Origin of the sequence: Variovorax sp. 350MFTsu5.1 (assembly GCF_048302515.1) — a bacterium.
In the GTDB taxonomy this organism is placed as follows: domain Bacteria; phylum Pseudomonadota; class Gammaproteobacteria; order Burkholderiales; family Burkholderiaceae_C; genus Variovorax; species Variovorax guangxiensis.
The window spans coordinates 4,878,144-4,894,894 of sequence record NZ_CP157620.1 but is presented as its reverse complement, the minus strand read 5'-3'; the positions used below and the strand labels follow the sequence as shown (position 1 = coordinate 4,894,894).

At 70.0% G+C, this 16,751-nt stretch carries 13 protein-coding genes; 3 read left to right on the top strand and 10 right to left on the bottom strand.

Going from position 1 to position 16,751, the window contains the following annotated elements:
- The first annotated feature begins 207 nt into the window (after positions 1–207).
- Positions 208–2,088 (top strand): WD40/YVTN/BNR-like repeat-containing protein, encoded by a 1,881-nt coding sequence (locus ABL843_RS22270; RefSeq protein WP_418117346.1) that lies wholly within the window; start codon positions 208–210, stop codon positions 2,086–2,088.
- Between the two features lie 39 nt (positions 2,089–2,127).
- On the opposite strand, the gene ABL843_RS22265 is transcribed toward ABL843_RS22270, so the two are convergent.
- Together ABL843_RS22265 and ABL843_RS22260 are read right to left on the bottom strand one after the other, a co-directional pair.
- The gene (locus tag ABL843_RS22265; protein ID WP_418117345.1) at positions 2,128–3,864 is read right to left on the bottom strand and encodes a YadA family autotransporter adhesin; all 1,737 of its coding nucleotides are present in this window, start codon (positions 3,862–3,864) and stop codon (positions 2,128–2,130) included.
- A gap of 203 nt (positions 3,865–4,067) precedes the next feature.
- The gene (locus ABL843_RS22260; RefSeq protein ID WP_418117344.1) at positions 4,068–5,090 is read right to left on the bottom strand and encodes a GlxA family transcriptional regulator; all 1,023 of its coding nucleotides are present in this window, start codon (positions 5,088–5,090) and stop codon (positions 4,068–4,070) included.
- Between the two features lie 42 nt (positions 5,091–5,132).
- On the opposite strand from ABL843_RS22260, the gene ABL843_RS22255 reads away from it, so the two are divergent.
- Positions 5,133–6,302, top strand: a complete 1,170-nt coding sequence (locus tag ABL843_RS22255; protein ID WP_418117342.1) for a DJ-1/PfpI family protein — start codon at positions 5,133–5,135, stop codon at positions 6,300–6,302.
- A gap of 39 nt (positions 6,303–6,341) precedes the next feature.
- Here the strand turns inward: ABL843_RS22255 and ABL843_RS22250 are convergent, their stop codons facing one another.
- Entirely contained in the window at positions 6,342–8,249 is a 1,908-nt protein-coding gene (locus tag ABL843_RS22250; protein WP_369661345.1) for a GspE/PulE family protein, read from the bottom strand.
- Positions 8,250–8,447: 198 nt separating this feature from the next.
- Here ABL843_RS22250 and ABL843_RS22245 point away from each other — a divergent pair, with 198 nt between their 5' ends.
- On the top strand, positions 8,448–8,789 hold the full coding sequence (locus tag ABL843_RS22245; protein WP_418117341.1) for a hypothetical protein: 342 nt from the start codon (positions 8,448–8,450) through the stop codon (positions 8,787–8,789).
- Between the two features lie 8 nt (positions 8,790–8,797).
- On the opposite strand, the gene ABL843_RS22240 is transcribed toward ABL843_RS22245, so the two are convergent.
- The 7 genes from ABL843_RS22240 to ABL843_RS22210 all read right to left on the bottom strand — a co-directional run bounded on the left by ABL843_RS22240 (position 8,798) and on the right by ABL843_RS22210 (position 16,717).
- Positions 8,798–10,879 carry a TonB-dependent receptor gene (locus ABL843_RS22240; RefSeq protein WP_418117340.1) on the bottom strand — a complete coding sequence of 694 codons (2,082 nt, stop codon included), beginning with the start codon at positions 10,877–10,879 and terminating at the stop codon, positions 8,798–8,800.
- An 89-nt stretch (positions 10,880–10,968) separates the two neighbouring features.
- A complete protein-coding gene (gene nikR, locus ABL843_RS22235; protein WP_418117339.1) occupies positions 10,969–11,448 on the bottom strand; it encodes a nickel-responsive transcriptional regulator NikR in 480 nt (159 codons plus the stop codon).
- Positions 11,449–11,459: 11 nt separating this feature from the next.
- Complete coding sequence (locus tag ABL843_RS22230) at positions 11,460–11,921, bottom strand: N-acetyltransferase family protein (RefSeq protein ID WP_418117337.1); 462 nt, start codon at positions 11,919–11,921, stop codon at positions 11,460–11,462.
- 59 nt (positions 11,922–11,980) lie between these two features.
- On the bottom strand, positions 11,981–12,931 hold the full coding sequence (locus ABL843_RS22225; RefSeq protein WP_418117336.1) for a CobW family GTP-binding protein: 951 nt from the start codon (positions 12,929–12,931) through the stop codon (positions 11,981–11,983).
- On the bottom strand, positions 12,931–14,631 hold the full coding sequence (locus ABL843_RS22220) for an amidohydrolase (RefSeq protein WP_418117335.1): 1,701 nt from the start codon (positions 14,629–14,631) through the stop codon (positions 12,931–12,933). Before ABL843_RS22220 ends, ABL843_RS22225 begins: the two co-directional genes overlap by 1 nt.
- Positions 14,628–15,665, bottom strand: a complete 1,038-nt coding sequence (locus ABL843_RS22215; protein WP_418117334.1) for an ABC transporter ATP-binding protein — start codon at positions 15,663–15,665, stop codon at positions 14,628–14,630. Before ABL843_RS22215 ends, ABL843_RS22220 begins: the two co-directional genes overlap by 4 nt.
- Positions 15,662–16,717, bottom strand: coding sequence for an ABC transporter ATP-binding protein (locus ABL843_RS22210; RefSeq protein WP_418117332.1), 1,056 nt, complete (start codon positions 16,715–16,717; stop codon positions 15,662–15,664). The genes ABL843_RS22215 and ABL843_RS22210 overlap by 4 nt, the downstream gene beginning before the upstream one ends.
- Between the last annotated feature and the right edge of the window lie 34 nt (positions 16,718–16,751).

The following is a 16,751-nucleotide window of genomic DNA, read 5'->3' as shown; positions in this document are numbered from 1 at the left end:
CGTGACCTGTCCATTCAGCGGCAAAAAGCGGGTTCTGTTGCAACGAGCGCCTCGTTCCGGGCTCCCTGGCATGCCGGCCGACGTCTCTGTACGCCTGCTACCGGCTTGTCGAGATGTGACTTTGTGCGGCATTTTCTTACAATACGTTGCGTTTCATTTCGCCGGTGCAACCCAAATCGCGCCTTCGTACATTCACAGCGCCCGCTCATGCCCTCGTCCAGACTTGCCTACTTCTGCGTTCGCAATGCCCGCCTGGCCGCAGGCCTGATTTCCGCTGTGGCGTTGGCCGCGTGTGGCGGTGGCGGAGGCGATGCGGGCAACGCGGCATTCTTCGTTCCCCCCGCGCAGCAGCCCGCCGCGCCTGCGCCCGGCGGCACATCCGGCGAATCCACCGTCCTGATGCGCATCAAGCCGGAGGCGGTCGGCGTCAACTGCATCCTGGGCGGTGCACGCGTCGAGGCCGGCCTGGACGCCGACAACGATCACGTGCTCGCGGACAGCGAAGTCACGTCCACCCAGTACATCTGCAACGCCACCGCCGGGGCGGATGGCCTCAGCACGCTGGTGCGCATGCGGGCCGAGCCCGCCGGCAGCAACTGCGCGCAGGGCGGCTCGCAGGTGCTGGCCGGCAAGGACCTGAACCGCAATGACGTGCTCGAGGATGCGGAGGTGACGAGTTCTGCATACGTCTGCGGCGGTGCGCCGGGGGCCACGGGCGCTGCGGGTGCTGTAGGGTCGAATGGCCGCGACAGCCTGCTCGCATTCGCCGCCGAAGCTCCGGGCGGCACCTGCGCCTATGGCGGTCAACGAGTGCAGTCCGGGCTGGACCTGAACGCCAACGGCGTGCTCGACGCCGCGGAGGTCACGGCCACGGCCTACGTGTGCGCGGCCGCGCCGGCCGACACGCGCTGGGTCAGCGTCACCGCCTCGAGTTTCCAGACCGAGTCGAACACCGGCTATCAGGCGAATTCGAGCACCGGCGTCACGCTCACGCTGCCGCCCGAGCCCACGGTGGGCGATTGGATCAAGGTGGTGGGGGTGGGCAGCGGCGGGTGGACCATCGCGCAGAACGTGGGGCAGCGCATCGACACGCGCGGCCTGCCCGGCGGAACGGACTTCGACTGGCGCCCGGTGTCGCCCGCCGGCAGCTGGAGCGGCATTGCCTCGTCCGCCGATGCCACCCGCCTGGCGGCAGTGTCCACCAGCGGCGAGCTCTACACCTCGGATGATTCCGGTGCGACCTGGATCCCGCGCCTCATGGGACAGCCCTGGAGTGGGATCGCTTCTTCCAGCGATGGCCTGTCGCTGATCGCTGCATCCAACGGCGGTGCGCTTTACCGCTCGGCCGATGGCGGCCTCAACTGGACCAACGACGGATCGTCCCGGGCCTGGAGCGCGGTGGCCAGTTCCGCCGACGGGTCGCGCCTGGTCGCGACCGCCTACCTCGGGCAGATCTGGACCTCGGCGGATGGCGGTGGCAGTTGGACGGCGCGTGAATCGAGCCGCGCCTGGCGCGCCGTGGCCTCTTCGGCCGATGGCCGGGTTCTGGTGGCGGCCACCAATGGCTCCCAGCTGTTTGTCTCGACCGACTATGGCGTGAGCTGGGCCGCGCGTGCGAGCGGCCAGTTCTGGTGGTCGGTGGCGGCATCGGCGGACGGCAGCGCCCTGTACGCCACCGTGGACACGGGCGCGATCTGGCTCTCCACCGATTCGGGTGCCACATGGGAAGCGCAGACCGTCAGCCGTGATTGGCGAGGCATTGCCACGTCCGCCGACGGCCGCTACGTCGTGGCCGCCACCAGCGGTGGCCGCCTGTACGAGTCCAGCGACAGCGGCCGGACCTGGCGCGCGACCAGCGACGGCGGTAGCTGGACTGCGGTCGCGAGCAGCACCGACGGCCTGAAGGTGGCCGCCGCCAAGGCGGGCTCGGCCATCCAGCTCGGCACGCGTCGCACTTCGACCACCCTCGGCACGGCCGGGTCGATTTCCGGAGGGCAACAGGACTCGCTGGAGCTGCAATACGTGGGAGGCGGCGTGTTCATGCCCGTCGGCTATGTGCTGGCCAATGCGGCATTCGTCGTTCGCTGAAGCCGCAGGCCCACGACCAACCGATGCCGCACCCGCGCCTCACCACGCATACCCCGCCTGCACCCGCGCAGCGACCCTGCTCCCGTTCCCGCTGCTCGTAGCCGTCGAAACCCCCACGCCCAGGTTCAGGTTGTCGCTGACCTGATAGCCGAAGGCCACGCCCACCCCCGACGCGCCCGCGTAGTTGCCCACGGCGGCGCCCATCCATTTCTTCCCCGCAGCCAATGTCGGCATCGACGGCATGGCCAGCGCCGCCGCGACGCCCTGCGCGGCGAAGGCGTTCGCCTGGCTGGTCGCGTTGGCCACCGCCTGCTGCAACTGGCCGAGGTTGACGGCGTCGGTGGCCAGCAGGCCGGGCGCGACATTCGTGATGCCGCGCAACTGGTTGGTGGCTGCGTTGCCGACCGACACGGTGTTGTCCCGGTCGGCCACGGAGCCCTGGCCCAGCGCCACCGCGTTGTTGCCGCTGGCCAGCGTGTTGGCGCCCAGCGCGACGGCGTTGTTGCCGGTGGCCACGGCGTTGTTGCCGACGGCGGTGGTCGGGTCGGCCAGCGCCTTCGCGCCCGCGCCGATGGCGACCGAGCCCGCATGGTTGGCCTGCGCGCCGTTGCCGACGGCCACGGTGTTCTCGCCGCTGGCCTGCGCGTTGGTGCCCATCGAGGTGCTGCCCGCGCCGCTGGCGCCCGCGCCCGGGCCGCAGGCCACCGAGCCGCTTGCGCTCACCGCGCACACGCCGCTGGACAGGGCCTGGTTCATCAGCGACTGCAGCGCGCTGACCTGCTGCACGGTGAAGTTGTTGGCGGTGGTGATGGCCGTCTGCTGCGCCTGCTGCACCTGGCCGACGTTGGCCGCGTCGCTGCTCGCCTGGCCGGCGGCCACGTTGTTGATGGTGGTGCCCGCGCCGCCGTTGGCGTTGAGCTGCAGCGCGGTGCCGCCGGCGCCGTACTGCGCCGAGTTCTGGGCGAGGCCCAGGGCCGTGTCGGAGGTCTGCTGCACGGTGTGGAGCTGGCTGCCGTTGACTGCGTCGGTGCTGGTGGCGTTCACCGCGCCCGCGCTCACGTTGACGAGGGTGCGCGTCTGGCCCGCCGAGCCGAAGGAAACCGTGTTCGCCGCGGTGGCGACCGAGTTGGCGCCGATGGCGATGCTGTTGGCAGCGCCGGCCGCGACCTGGCTGCCCGAGCCGATGGCCACGCCGCCGGTGGCCAGCGCCGACGCGCCGGCGGAGCCGTTGTAGGCGCCGCCGATCGCCGTGCTGCCGTTGCCCGATGCCACCGCGCCCCGCGTGGTGCCCGATGCGCTGCCGATGGCGACCGCCGAGGTGCCCGATGCCTGTGCGCCGCTGCCGCCGGCCGTGCCGGGGAAGCCGCAGCAGCCTTCCGCGCCCTGGCCTCCCGCGCCGACCGCGATGGCACCGCTGGCCGAGGCCTGCGCGCCGCTGCCCCCGGCGCCGCCCGTGCCACCCGCGAAGCCCTGGCCGGCAGTGCCGCCGCCGCCGATGGCCGTCGCGCCGTTCGCGCTCGCGCTGGCGCCAGCTCCGCCTATGCCGCCGCTTCCGCCGGCGGTTCCGTTGCTGCCGTCGCCGCCCGCGCCGATGGCGGTGGCGCCGTCACCCTGGACCGTGGCGGCGGCACCGCCGCTGGAACTCGTCCAGCCCGGCTGGTTGGGCCCCGGGTTGCCCGGGGCGCCGGCCACATAGCCTGCCGCGTGGGCGCTTCCGATGGCGAGCAATGCGGCGGCCTGCAGGCTTCTGAGTACGTGTTTGGGCTGAGTGGTCATGAGTTCCTCCTTCGCTGAAACGGCAGACAGACAAAAAAACAGCACGAGTGTGTGTTTTTGTTTCCAGTGCCGCCATCCCCGAGAACTGGTAAATCCGGCCCTTTCGGGGCCGTTCATGAGCCTTCGCCCGTCGGGCTGCCCTTCAGTGGGAGCGCGAAGGGCGGCGTTGCCGTGCCGAAGGGCGGCCGCCGCGATCGGACCGCTCAGCGGCCCTCGCGGCCGCCCCCGTCGCGATAGCCTTGCGGCGTCACCCCGTGCTGGCGCGCGAACGCGCGCTGCAGCGCATCCACCGAGCGGAAGCCGCTGCGGCTGGCGATCTTCTCCTGCGTCCAGCCCGTCTGTCGCAGCAGTTGCGCGGCGGCGGCCACGCGGGTCTGCTCGACGAAGCGCGCGGGCGTGCAGCCGGTCTGGGTGGCGAAGGCGCGCGCGAAATTGCGCGGGCTCATCCGCACGCGCCCTGCCATCGCCTCGACCGACAGGTCTTCCTGCGGATGCGTGCCTATCCACGCGACCAGCTCGCGCAGCCGATGGCTGGCCGTGGCCTGTGCCTCCAGTGCCTGGCTCAGCTGCGGCTGCTCGCCGCCGCGCAGCATCGGCAGCGCCAGCGTGCGGGCGATGTCCATCGACACTGCATGGCCCAGGTCGTCTTCCACGAGGGCCAGCGCCAGCTCGATGCCGGTGGTGACGCCGGCGGAGGTCCACATCGGGCCGTCCTGCACGTAGATTCGCTCGCGCTGCACGCGCACCCGCGGGCGCAGCTGCTGCAGCATGTCGCAGGCGCTCCAGTGCGTGGTGGCCTCGCGCCCGTCGAGCAGGCCGGCGGCTGCGAGCGCGAAGGCTCCGGTGCATACGCTGCCCACGCGGCGCACGCGCGGCGCGACCTCGGCGATCCATTCGCTCACCTTCTGTTCGAGGATGGCCGAGCGCACCGAGGGCTCGTCGCCGCCGGCCACGATCAGCGTGTCGATCGCGGCCGGCAGTTCGCGCAGCGCCAGCGTGCCCGCGAAGCTCAGGCCGCCGTTGGTGGGCACGCTGCCGCCCGCGGGCGACGCGATGTGCAGCCGGTAGGTGCCGGGGCGCATCTGCTCGGCCTTGCTGAAGACGCTGGCCGGGCCGGCGATGTCGATGGCCTCGACGCCATCGAAGGCGAGCAGCACCACCGCGCCGCCGGCGCCATGGCTGGCAGAAACAGCGGCTTCTTCGTCCTTGTGGGGCAGGGTGGGCATTCGTAGTCTCAGGGCATTGCTTGCAGCCATGGAGGAACGGCGATGTTCACGGGGTCATTTTCACGCGCGCTGGTTGCCGCCGGCATGGCGGTGCTCGTTCTGGCGGGCTGCTCCTCCGGCGCGCCGCTGCCGCCACCGCCGCGCGACGATGCGGCCGCGCTCCAGCGCGACCAGCAGGCCTTCGTCGATGCGATGAAGCCTCGCAGCCCGGGCGGCAGCCGGCCGGTGATCGCCGTGCTCGCGTCCAACGACGGCACCGAAATGACCGACCTGCTCCTGCCGTACGCGGTGCTCGGGCGCGCCGACATCGCCGAAGTGCGCATCGTGGCGCCGCGCGCCGGCCGCATCGACCTGTTTCCCGCGCTGCAGGTGGACGGCGCGCAGGACTTCGCCGGCTTCGACCGCGCGCATCCCTCGGGTGCCGACTACGTGATCGTCCCCGCGATGCTCAAGGACGATGCGCCCGAGATCACCGCCTGGCTGCGGCGGCAGTCGCAGCAGGGCGCGCGGGTGATCGGCGTGTGTTCCGGCGCGCTTGTGGTGGGGCAGACCGGCCTGCTCGACGGCCGGCGCTTCGCGGGCCACTGGTACGACCGCGGCACGCTGCTGAAGCGCCATGCTGGCTCGACGCACGTACCGCACCGGCGCTACGTGGTGGACCGCGGCGTGGCCACCACCACCGGCATCACCGCGTCGGTGCCCGCGATGCTGGCGCTGGTGGAGGCCATCGGCGGACGCGAGAAGGCCTCCGCACTCGCGGCCGAACTGGGCGTGGCCTCGTGGAGCCCGGTGCACGACAGCACGCCCTTCGGCCTCGATGCCGGCAAGCGCTTCGCCTACCTGCTCAACAAGGCTGCGTTCTGGCGCGTCGAGCGCTGGAGCGTCGAGGTGCGCGACGGCACGGACGACGTATCCCTCGCGCTGGCTGTGGACGCATGGGAGCGCACCGGGCGCGTGCGTGTCGAGGCGGTGTCGGCCTCGGGCCCGGTCAGGCTGCGCAGCGGACTGGTGCTGCTGGCCAGGCCCGCCTCCGCCGGCGATGGCGTCAGTAATGGCGCTCGCCGGCTGCCCCTGTCGGCCACGCTCAAGCCGGTGCCGCAACTCGACCGCACGCTGTGCGAGATCGCCGGTCGACACGGCGATGCCCGGCGCGACTGGGTGATGCTGGAGATGGAGTACCCGGCGCAGCAAGGCGCCGCCTGCGCCGGGTGACCGCGCCGGGTGGGGACACGGGCAACGTCGGCTGGCCGCCTAGGCGTTGCTGGTTGCGCGCACTTCCTCGATGCTGGTCTGCCCGGCCAGCACCTTCTCGATGCCGTCCTGGCGCAGCGTGCGCATGCCTTCCTGCAACGCGGCCTGCTGGAGCTCCTCGGCGCGCGCGCCGGTCTGCACCAGCCGCCGCAGCGTCTTCGACATGCTCATCAGCTCGTGGATGCCCACGCGGCCCTTGAAACCGGTGTCGCCGCAGTGCTTGCAGCCCTTGCTGGTGTAGGTGTGCAGCCGCCCGTCGCGGCCATGGCGCTGCACCCAGCCGGCCAGCACCGCCTGGCGCTGGGCCGCGTCGCGCTGCTGCTCGGGGCCGAAGGCGTGCATGTAGTCGTCCAGCAGTTCCTCTACAGCCTCGGGGCTCGCGGGCGTGCCGGTGGTGCACTGCGTGCACAGGCGGCGCACCAGCCGCTGGGCGAGCACGGCCAGCAGCGAGTCGGCGAAGTTGAACGGGTCCATGCCCATGTCCAGCAGGCGGGTGACGGTCTCGGGCGCGCTGTTGGTGTGCAGGGTCGAGAGCACCAGATGGCCTGTCAGCGAGGCCTCGATGGCGGTCTTGGCGGTTTCCTCGTCGCGGATCTCGCCGACCATGATCACGTCCGGGTCGGCGCGCACGAAGGCGCGCAGCGCCTTGGCAAAGGTCCAGTCGATGCGCGGGTTGATCTGCACCTGCCGCAGCCCGGCCTGCGTGATTTCCACCGGGTCTTCCGCGGTCCAGATCTTGCGCTCGGGCGTGTTGATGTGCATCAGCGCCGAGTGCAGCGTGGTGGTCTTGCCCGAGCCCGTGGGGCCTACGCACAGCACCATGCCGTAGGGGCGCTCGACCGCCTTCGTCAACTGCGCGAGGTTGTCGGGCGACAGGCCCAGCCGGTCCATCGGAATGGGCTTGGCCGACGCCAGGATGCGCATCACCACGTCTTCGAGGCCGTTGTTGGTGGGAATGGTCGCCACGCGCAACTCGATGCGGTGCTGTGGCGAGTACTTCGCGAAGTTGATCTTGCCGTCCTGCGGATTGCGCTTCTCGCTGATGTCGAGGTCGCACATGATCTTCACGCGCGCGACGATCGCGTTGCGGTAGCTCGGCGGCAGCTCCAGGTAGGTGTAGAGCAGGCCGTCGCGCCGGAAGCGGATGCGGGTCTTTTCCTGGCCCGGGTAGCTCTCGATGTGGATGTCGGAGACGCCCTCGCGGTGCGCCTCGATGATCATGCTGTTGATCATGCGCACCAGCGAGTTGTCCGACTGCTCGATGGGCGCCTCGCTTGCCGCCGGCGGCGCGGCGACTTCCTTCTCCAGCGTCTGCAGCAGCTCGCTCGTACCGGCCACGTCGAAGTCCAGCGGCTGGCTCGGGTCGAAGTGGGCCGCGAAGGGGTTGGGCGCCGCGCCCGTGTGCTCGCCGATCTTCTCGTACACCGCGTTCAGCACGCCGTCGAGGTCCAGGCACTGGCCCACCACCGGCGTGACCTTCAGCTGCGCGATGAACTCCACCTCGTCGAGCGCCGAGTGCCGGCTGGTCGGATCGTCGATGGCGACGATGAGCCGCCCCTCGTGCAGCATCAGCGGCATGACCTGCAGCCGCCGCGCCACCGCGTGCGGCAGCTTGCGCAGCGCCTCGGCCGCCGGCGGATAGAGATGCAGGTTGACCAGCGGATAGCCCATCTTGCGAACCAGCGCCGTCTGCAACTGGCCCCGGCTCACCACGCCCATGCGCACCAGCGTCTCGCCCAGCGGCACCATCGGGTCCAGCTTCTGCCGGTCCAGGCCCGCGCGAAGCTGCTCCTGCGTGACCATCCCCAGCGAGATGAGCGCCTCGCCGATGCGCGCGATGGGCGTGCGGCTCTGGGCCTCCAGCGCGTTCAGCAATTGCTCCGGCATGACGACTTCGTTGATGGACATGGGGGACGTTCTCCTGCTCGATTTCGTGCATGGATCGTAGAGCGTGATCGGGTCCATTGCCACAGGTTCGAGCTTGAGTACGCAAGTACTCAAGTCAACAACAAGTTAACTCGTGACGGCAACCGGCGGCACGGTCCGTGCGCCGGATTTCCTTTCGTCCTACGGGCAGCAACCGCCGCTTCGCCAAACATCGCCGGAATGCATCGATTGATATTTGCCACCACTGCGCTGGTGGGCATGCTCGGCTTCGCGGCGAGGGCAGAGCCCATCAAGCTGCCTGTAGACAGCGACGAGAAGGGCTCCGTCTACGTCGCCCCCAACGTCAATCCCACCGAGACATCGGCCACCGTCAACGGCGCCACCGTCGGCGTACAGCGCCCCGACGGCAGCGGCACCTACATCGGCACCGACACCTCCACGCCCCGGCCCACGTACTCGCTGGGCGCGAGCACCGGCGGCAACGTGTCGTTCTCGGGCGGCGTGCAGAGCGACGGCAAGAACAACAACGGCGTGAAGGCCGGGGTGACGATCAGGTACTGATCAGGCTGTCAGAAAGTCCAGCGGGCGCTCACGCGCGCGGTGCGCGGCTCCATCGGGTGGATGTGCCGGTCGTTCACGCCGCCGTTGCAGCTTCCGCCCACCACTTCGCCCGCCGTGCACGAGGCATAGAAGTACTCGATGTCGTTGCCCTTGCTGCCCGCGAGGTTGAACACGTCGAGGCCCAGCGTGAGGTTCCTGTTCACCGCGTAGCGCATGCCGAGGTTCAGCAGCGTGGCGGAGCGCGAGCGCACGCTGTTGGTGGTGTCCAGCGCGCGCGGGCCCAGGTAGCGTAGCCGCAGCGAGGCCGTCCACGGTCCGTCGGCATAAGTTACGCCGGCGGCGAACACGCGCTCGACCGCGTTGTCGACGTAGTTGCCTTCGCCCTCGGGCGCCACGCCGCGAAAACGCGCACGCGAGAGCGCCGCGTCGAGCTCGAGGCGCCATGCGCGGTCGATCTTCCAGCGCAGCGTGGCCTCGATTCCGCGCCGGCTGCTGGCGCGGCCCGGCTCGGTGGTGCCTGCGTCGCCGACATAGACCAGTTCGGAGTCGAGCTTCAGCTGCCACAGCGCGGCGGTCAGCGTGAAGTCTTCGCCGGGCTGGAAGCGCCAGCCGATCTCGGTGCCGCGGCCTTTCACCAGCGCGGGCACGCGATCGGCGGGAAGGCCGCTCTGCGGATCGAGCGTGATGGTGCTGCCGCGTAGGTCGTTGCTGTGGAAGCCCGTGCCCGCGTTCAGGTACAGCTCGTGCGCCGGCGTCAGCGTGAAGGCCAGTCCCGCCTTCGGGCTCGCGATGGAATCGTGCCCCTTGCCGCTGTTGGCCGGTCCGTAGACCGGCTCGCGGCCCCGAACGTCGTAGCGCAGCGTGTCGCCGCGCAGGCCGACATAGCCGCGCCAGCGGTCACTGAAGTTCACGAACTGCTGGGCGTACACCGAGAACAGGTCCTGCGAGACCTTGTCGTTGCGCACCGTCGACAGCCGCTGGCGTGCCTCGGTCTGGTAGAGCCCGACCTCGCCGATGCGGTCGCCGCGCCACTGCGCGCCGAAGTTGAAAAGGCCGTCGAGCCCGCCGATCCTGTTGGCCACCGAGCGCGAGGCCTGCGCGCCGAAGACGCGGCGGCGGTCGGTCTGTTCGAGCTGGTCGCCGTTGACGGGGTTGTTCAGGAAGTACGTGAAGTCGGAGAACAGGTCGAAGCGGTAGTCGATGGCGTAGGCGCTGATCTGCGTTTCACCTTCCGCGCTCTTGTCGAACCACTTGCCCGACAGGCTGATGCGCTGGGTCTTGCCGCCGTCGGTCGGGTCGAGGCTGCCGAAGCGGCTCAGCTCGCCGCTGTCGATGGCGCGCTGGGGCACCTGGTCGGTCGAGGTCCAGTTGCTCCTGTAGGCCATGCCGGTGATGCTGAAGCCGCGCGACTGAGAACCTTGCGAGTAGCGCAGCACGGCATTGGCCTTCTTCAGGTTCTCGGGCACGTCCCACGGGCCATTGTTGCCTTCGAGCTCGATGGCGCCCAGCCAGGTCTGGTCCTGCACGGTGCGCGAGCCGGCCGCCAGCAGGCGCTTGAAGCCGTGGCCGCCGAGCGTGGCCTCGGCAAAGGGCGCCTCGAGCGCGCCGAAATAGTCCATCGAGGCGCTGCCTGCCAGAGAGAAGTCGCCCGAGTCCGTGAAGTACGGCCCCTTGCGGTAGCGCACGCCCGACACGAGCTCGGGAATCAGGAAATTCAGGTCGGCATAGCCCTGCCCATGGCCGTGCGTGGGCATGTTGACGGGCATGTCGTCCACCGTCACCGAGAAGTCGGTGCCGTGGTCCAGGTTGAAGCCCCGCAGGAAATACTGGTTGGCCTTGCCGTCGCCTGAATGCTGAGTGGCCACCACGCCCGGCACCGCCTCGACGATGTCGCCGGGCCGCAGCTTGGGCCGCGACTGGAACGACTCGCGCTCGGCGGCGCCTTCGCTGGCGCTGTCGGCTGTGCCGATGGTGGCGTCGCGGGGGCCGCGCACCTGCACCTCGGGCAGGTGGCTTTCCTGCGCGCAGACGGCTGCTGCGCCGCCGAGAAGTGCCGTGCAGAGGACGTGGCGATGGAGACGAGGCGGCATGTTCTTGTTCTGTGTAGGAAGAAAATGGAATTCTTCATACATCCGGGCCCAGGCGCCATACGCCATCCGGCGAACCTCCGGCCGGCTTTTCAGTTGCGCGGCTTGAGGTGCGCGTGCGCGCCCGCCGTGCCGTGCGAATGGCGCTCGCCGCTGGCGTCCATCGGTACCAGGTGCACGTTGCCGTGCCGCACGCCACGCAGCGCCACCAGCTGCTCGGCGCAGGCGCGAACGGCTTCGGTGGGGCCGCGCAGCACCACGGTTTCCAGGCAGTGGTCGTGGTCGAGGTGGGTGTGCAGGCTGGTGATCACAAGGTCGTGATGGTCGTGCTGCAGGTCGAGCACGCGCGAGGTCACGGTGTGCTCGTGGTGGTCGTACACGTAGCTCACGTTCGCCACGCACCAAGGGGCGGGGCCCTTCTTGCGCGGCGTGGTGTCGAGCACGGCGCTGCCCAGCGCGGAGCGGATCAGGTCGCGCACTGCCTCCGACCGGTTGACGTAGCCCTTGCTGGCAATCAGCTGGTCGAACTGCGCCGCAAGTTCGTCGTCCAGGGAAATGGTGAAGCGCTGCATGGCAGGTGTGCTCAGACCAGCGTGCCGTACACGATGAAGCCGTCGTGCGTCGCGACCTTGTCGTAGAGCGTGCGGCCTGCCGTGTTGGTCACGTGCGTCTGCCAGTACACGCGATGGCCGCCCGCGAGCTTCACGCGCTCGTACACACCGTTGATCAGCTGGCGGCCGACGCCCCTGCCGCGTTCGGAAGGCAGGGTGAACAGGTCCTGCAGGTAGCAGGTCGGCTCCAGCCGGGTGGTGCTGCGGTGAAAGAGGTAGTGGGCGAGGCCGACCAGTTGCCCGTCGCGCTCGGCGACCAGCGCATGCACGGGTTCGTACGCGTCGAAGAAGCGCTGCCAGGTGGCCTGCGTGATCTCGTCGGCGAGGGCGCTCGGGCCCTCTCGGCCGTAGAAGGCGTTGTAGCCGTCCCAGAGCGGCTTCCATGCCGCGTAGTCTTCTGGCACCGGAGGGCGGATCAGCAAGGAAGAGGTCATGTCGTCGGAAACTGCGCGTTGAAAACGTGCAATTGCAACATGGGCAACACGGCCGGCGCTCAGCGAACGAAGAATTCCTTCAGTGCCTTTTCAGGCAGCTGGCCATGCAGGCCGATGGCGACCACTCCGGCGCGGGCAAGCCCCGAGGGCGGTGCCGCCTTGCGCAGCGAGCCGTGGCGGCCGGCGTACTGCACCTCCGACCACTCCTCGCCGACGGCACCATGACCGGTGCGCAGCAGGCCTTTCAGGCGCAGCACGCCCGCCGGCATTTCGCGCAGCCAGGCGCGAAGCGCGGCCGCGGGAATCATCGCGCCGGGCTGCGCGCTCCAGGTCTGGAACAGTGCGCCGTGGTCGGGTGCGTGATGGTCGTGATCGCAGTCGGGGCCGCATGCGTGAGCGGTGCCCAAGGCCTGCTGCGGCAGCCCCGACAGCAGCGCCAGCGGCACCGCCGCTTCCGTGGTCTCGATGCACGGCGTTCCGGGCGCGTTCGCCTCGACCCATGACCTCGCCGCGACCAGCGCATCAGGCGCTGCGATGTCGGCCTTGTTCAGCACCACGAGGTCGGCCGATTTCAACTGCCGCGCCAGTGTGTCGGCCAGCAGTGGGTCCGTCGACTGCCGCGCCGCCGCGCTCGCATCCACCATCACGATCACGCCTTCCAGGCTCAGCTCGGGCGCCGCCATGCCGATCTGCGCGATGCGCCACGGGTCCGACACACCGCTGGCCTCGATTACCACCGCGTCGAAGGGCGTCGTCGCCTCGATCACGTCCGCCAGCGCCCGTCCCAGGTCGTCGCCGATCTGGCAGCACACGCAGCCGTTGGTCAGCGCCACCGTGTCGCCATGCGTGGCGGCGATCAGCCCGGCGTCGATGTTGAGCGCGCCGAAGTCGTTCACCAGCACCGCCATGCGCAGGCCCCTGGCCCCGTGCAGCCAGCGGTTGAGCAGGGTGGTCTTGCCGGCGCCGAGGAAGCCGCCGATGACGGTGAACGGAAGCCTCCTTCCGGGCATCACGCGCCCTGGCCTCTCTGCGCCTCGAACACGCGCCCCGAGAGTACCGTGCCCCACACGCGCGCGTCCTTGAGCGCCATCGGGTCCATCTCCAGCGGGTCGTCTTCCAGCACGCAGAAGTCGGCGCGCTTGCCGCATTCGATGCTGCCGATCTCGCCGTCCAGCTTCAGCGTCCATGCGGCGCCGAGCGTGATGGCGCGCAGCGCCTGTGGCACGGTGATGCGCTCGGCCTCGCCCAGCAGCCGGCCTTTGGGCGTGATGCGGTTGACGGCGCACCAGGCGGTGAAGAGCGGTCCGAGCGGCGTCACCGGCGCATCGGAATGAATCGCCAGCGGAACGCCCGCAGCGAGCGCGCTGCCGCAGGCGTCGAGCCGGTTGGCGCGGTCGGGCCCCATGGTCATCTCGTAGTGCTGGTCGCCCCAGTACCAGATGTGGTTGGCGAACAGGTTCGCGCAAAGGCCCAGGGCGGCCATGCGGCGGAACAGCGGCGCATCGATCATCTGGCCGTGCTGCAGCGTGTGGCGGTGGTCGGGGCGCGGCGCGCGCGCCAGCACGCGCTCGATGGCGTCGATGGCCACGGCGCTGGCCTCGTCGCCATTGGTGTGCGTGTGAATGGTCAGGCCCGCGCGGTGGTAGGTCTCGAAATCGGTCTCGTACTGCGCGGGTGCCGTCACCCAGATGCCGTTGGGCGCGCCGTTGAAATGGCCTGGCCAGCGCAGCCGCGCCGAGAAGCCCTGGATCGAGCCGTCGAGCATCATCTTCACAAGGCCGTAGCGCAGACGGTCGGTGTTGCGCGGCAGCAGCGACTTCACATGCTCCGCGCCCTGGGCCGCGCCGTGCGTGCCATGGAAGGCCTGGAAGGCAGGCAGGATGCGCACGCCGAAGCCGTCGTCCGCCGTCACCGTCTCCAGCACGCCGCAGTCGTCGGGCGTGAGCTTGTTGACCAGGTCGGTCGCGGTGGTCACGCCCTGCAGGCAGGCCAGCCGCGCGAAGGAGCGCACGCCGGCCTCGGTCATCGGTGCGAGCAGGCCGGCGTTGCCGATCTTGCGCAGCACCAGGAACATCGCGGCCGGCTCCTGCAACTCGCCGGTGGGCTCGCCTTCATCGGCGCCGTCCGCGAACCTGACCACGCCTTCCATCTCGTTGTCGCGCGTGATCTCGGCAATGCGCAGCATCGCGCTGTTGACGTTCATCAGGTGGCCGTTGGCATGGCCGATGACGATGGGCCGCGTGCTGCTCGCGCGGTCGACGTGGCGAACCGTCATGCGCTCGCCGCCGAAGTAGATGGGGTCGAAGCCCCAGGCGACCAGCGGCTCGGTGTCGGGCACGCCGTCGGCCGTCATCTTCGCGGCCACCTCCGACAGGCGGGAGACCACTTCGTCCATCGAGCGCAGGCCGCTCCACACCTTGCCCTCGGGGTCGCGGCGGTCGAACCAGCCGAGGTACGTCCAGTCCCACATGCTGCCTTCCTTCAGGTGGCAGTGGCCTTCGACAAGGCCGGGCATCACCACCTTGCCGGCGAAGCGCTCGTCGAGCGTGAACGGGCCCCAGCCCTGCATGTCCGCGAGCGCGCCCACGGCCAGCACGCGGCCGTCGCGCACCGCCACGTGGGTGGCGTGCGGCTGCATCGGGTTCATCGTGATGATCTTGCGGGCGGTGTAGACGGTGGTGGTCGTGTTGTTCGCTGTCTGTTGGCTCATGGCGATTCCGGAATCGAAAGAGGAGGTCGCGGCAGCCCGTCGACGATGTCGACGCGCCTGCAGCGTACCCAATGATCGGGCGCGACCTCGCGCAGCGGCGGCAGTTCGGCCGCGCAGGCCGCTTCCGCCACCGGGCAGCGGCCGGCGAAGCGGCAGCCCCTGGGCGGGTCGATGGGGCTGGGCGGGTCGCCGCTCAGCTTGATGCGGTTGGCCGCGCGCCGGCGTCCGCCGCTCACCGTGGGCACGGCCGACATCAGCGCCACGCTGTACGGATGCAGCGGCCGCGCGAAGAAGCTGCGGCGCGGCGCGCGCTCGACGATCTGGCCCAGGTACATCACGGCGATGTCGTCGCAGATGTGCTCCACCACCGCCATGTCGTGCGAGATGAAGAGATAGGTCAGCCCCAGCTCGCGCTGCAGCCGGGCCAGCAGGTTCAGTATCTGCGCGCGGATGGCGATGTCCAGCGCCGACACCGGCTCGTCGCACACCACCAGCTCCGGGTTGGTGGCCAGCGCCCGCGCGATGTTGATGCGCTGGCGCTGACCGCCCGAGAACTGGTGCGGAAACAGGTGCTGCTGCTCTGGCCGCAGCCCCACCGCCTCGAAGAGTTCGGCCACGCGGCGCGTGCGCTCCTCGGGCGTGCCCACCCGCATCAGGTCCAGCGGCGCACGCACTGCGGCGCCCGCGCGCTCGCGCGGGTTCAGCGAGGAGAACGGGTCCTGGAAGATGATCTGCATGCGCGTGCGCGCCTGCCGCAGCGCCTCGCCCTGCAGCGCGCCCAAGTCGGTGTCGCCCAGCTGCATGCGGCCCGATGTGACGGGCGCGAGCCGCATCACCGCCAGCGCGGTGGTGGTCTTGCCCGAGCCCGATTCGCCGACCACGGCGAGCGTGCTGCCCCGGCGCACCTCGAAGGAAACGCCGTCCACCGCTTTCACCACTTCGGGTGTGCGGCCCCAGCCGGCCTTGCCGCGCGGAAAGTGCACCTTCAGGTCGTCGACCGAAAGCAGCGTGTCGGTCTTGCCGATGAACGTCATGCGGCCTCTCTTTCGGGTTGGGCCGCGTGGGCCTCGGCATGCAGCCAGCAGGCGGCGCCGTGCGGCACGCCCGCCGCGACCTCGCCGTGCACGGCGAACATCGGCGGCACCTCGGCGGCGCAGCGCGGCATGGCACGCGGGCAGCGCTCGCGGAAGGCGCAGCCGGTGCCCAGCTCCCAGATCGAGGGCACCACGCCGGCGATCTCGGCCAGGTCTTCGCGCCCGTCGCCCTCCTGCGCCGTGCTGCTGCCCAGCTCGGGCAGGCAGTCGATCAGGCCGCGCGTGTAGGGATGGCCGGGTTCGGACAGCACCTGCTCGGTGGTGCCCTGCTCGATGACGCGGCCGGCATACATCACCATCACGCGGTCGGCCATCTCGGCCACCGCGCCCATGTCGTGCGTGATGAGCATGATGGCCGTGCCCTTCTCGCGCTGCAGCTCGCGCAGCAGGTCGAAGATTTGCGCCTGCACCGTCACGTCGAGCGCGGTGGTGGGCTCGTCGGCGATCAATATGTCGGGCCTGCAGGCCAGCGCCATCGCGATCATCACGCGCTGGCGCATGCCGCCGGAGAGCTGGTGCGGGTACTCGTCCACGCGCCGCTCGGGCGCCGGAATGCCCACCTGCCGCAGCATCTCGATGGCGCGCTGCCGCGCCGCGTGCGCGTTCATGCCGGCATGCAGCTGCAGCGATTCGCCGATCTGGTCGCCCACGGTGAACACCGGGTTCAGCGAAGTCATCGGCTCCTGGAAGATCATCGAGATGCGGTTGCCGCGCACCTCGCGCATGCGGGCATCGGTGGCCTGCACCAGGTCTTCGTCCTGGAACAGCACCCGGCCGCCGCGGATGCGCCCCGGCGGCGAGGGAATGAGCCGCAGCAGCGCCAGCGCCGTCATGCTCTTGCCGCAGCCCGACTCGCCGACCACGCACAGCGTTTCGCCGGCGCGGATCTCGAAGTCGACGCCGTTGAGCACCAGCGCCTGTCCGCGCCGCGTCTTGAACTCCACGTGCAGGTCCTGCACGCGCAGCAGCGTGCTATCGGAAGGCGAAGTCATGCAAAGATACCTTTCGCACGCAAATCTGCGGACA

Coding starts and splice junctions, on each gene's coding strand:
- ABL843_RS22265 (WP_418117345.1), bottom strand. CDS start 3,864: ATGACCACTCAGCCCAAACACGTACTCAGAAGCCTGCAGGCCGCCGCA.
- ABL843_RS22260 (WP_418117344.1), bottom strand. CDS start 5,090: ATGCCCACCCTGCCCCACAAGGACGAAGAAGCCGCTGTTTCTGCCAGC.
- ABL843_RS22230 (WP_418117337.1), bottom strand. CDS start 11,921: ATGACCTCTTCCTTGCTGATCCGCCCTCCGGTGCCAGAAGACTACGCG.
- ABL843_RS22215 (WP_418117334.1), bottom strand. CDS start 15,665: ATGACGTTCATCGGCAAGACCGACACGCTGCTTTCGGTCGACGACCTG.
- ABL843_RS22245 (WP_418117341.1), top strand. CDS start 8,448: ATGCATCGATTGATATTTGCCACCACTGCGCTGGTGGGCATGCTCGGC.
- nikR (WP_418117339.1), bottom strand. CDS start 11,448: ATGCAGCGCTTCACCATTTCCCTGGACGACGAACTTGCGGCGCAGTTC.
- ABL843_RS22240 (WP_418117340.1), bottom strand. CDS start 10,879: ATGCCGCCTCGTCTCCATCGCCACGTCCTCTGCACGGCACTTCTCGGC.
- ABL843_RS22210 (WP_418117332.1), bottom strand. CDS start 16,717: ATGACTTCGCCTTCCGATAGCACGCTGCTGCGCGTGCAGGACCTGCAC.
- ABL843_RS22270 (WP_418117346.1), top strand. CDS start 208: ATGCCCTCGTCCAGACTTGCCTACTTCTGCGTTCGCAATGCCCGCCTG.
- ABL843_RS22250 (WP_369661345.1), bottom strand. CDS start 8,249: ATGTCCATCAACGAAGTCGTCATGCCGGAGCAATTGCTGAACGCGCTG.
- ABL843_RS22225 (WP_418117336.1), bottom strand. CDS start 12,931: ATGCCCGGAAGGAGGCTTCCGTTCACCGTCATCGGCGGCTTCCTCGGC.
- ABL843_RS22255 (WP_418117342.1), top strand. CDS start 5,133: ATGTTCACGGGGTCATTTTCACGCGCGCTGGTTGCCGCCGGCATGGCG.
- ABL843_RS22220 (WP_418117335.1), bottom strand. CDS start 14,631: ATGAGCCAACAGACAGCGAACAACACGACCACCACCGTCTACACCGCC.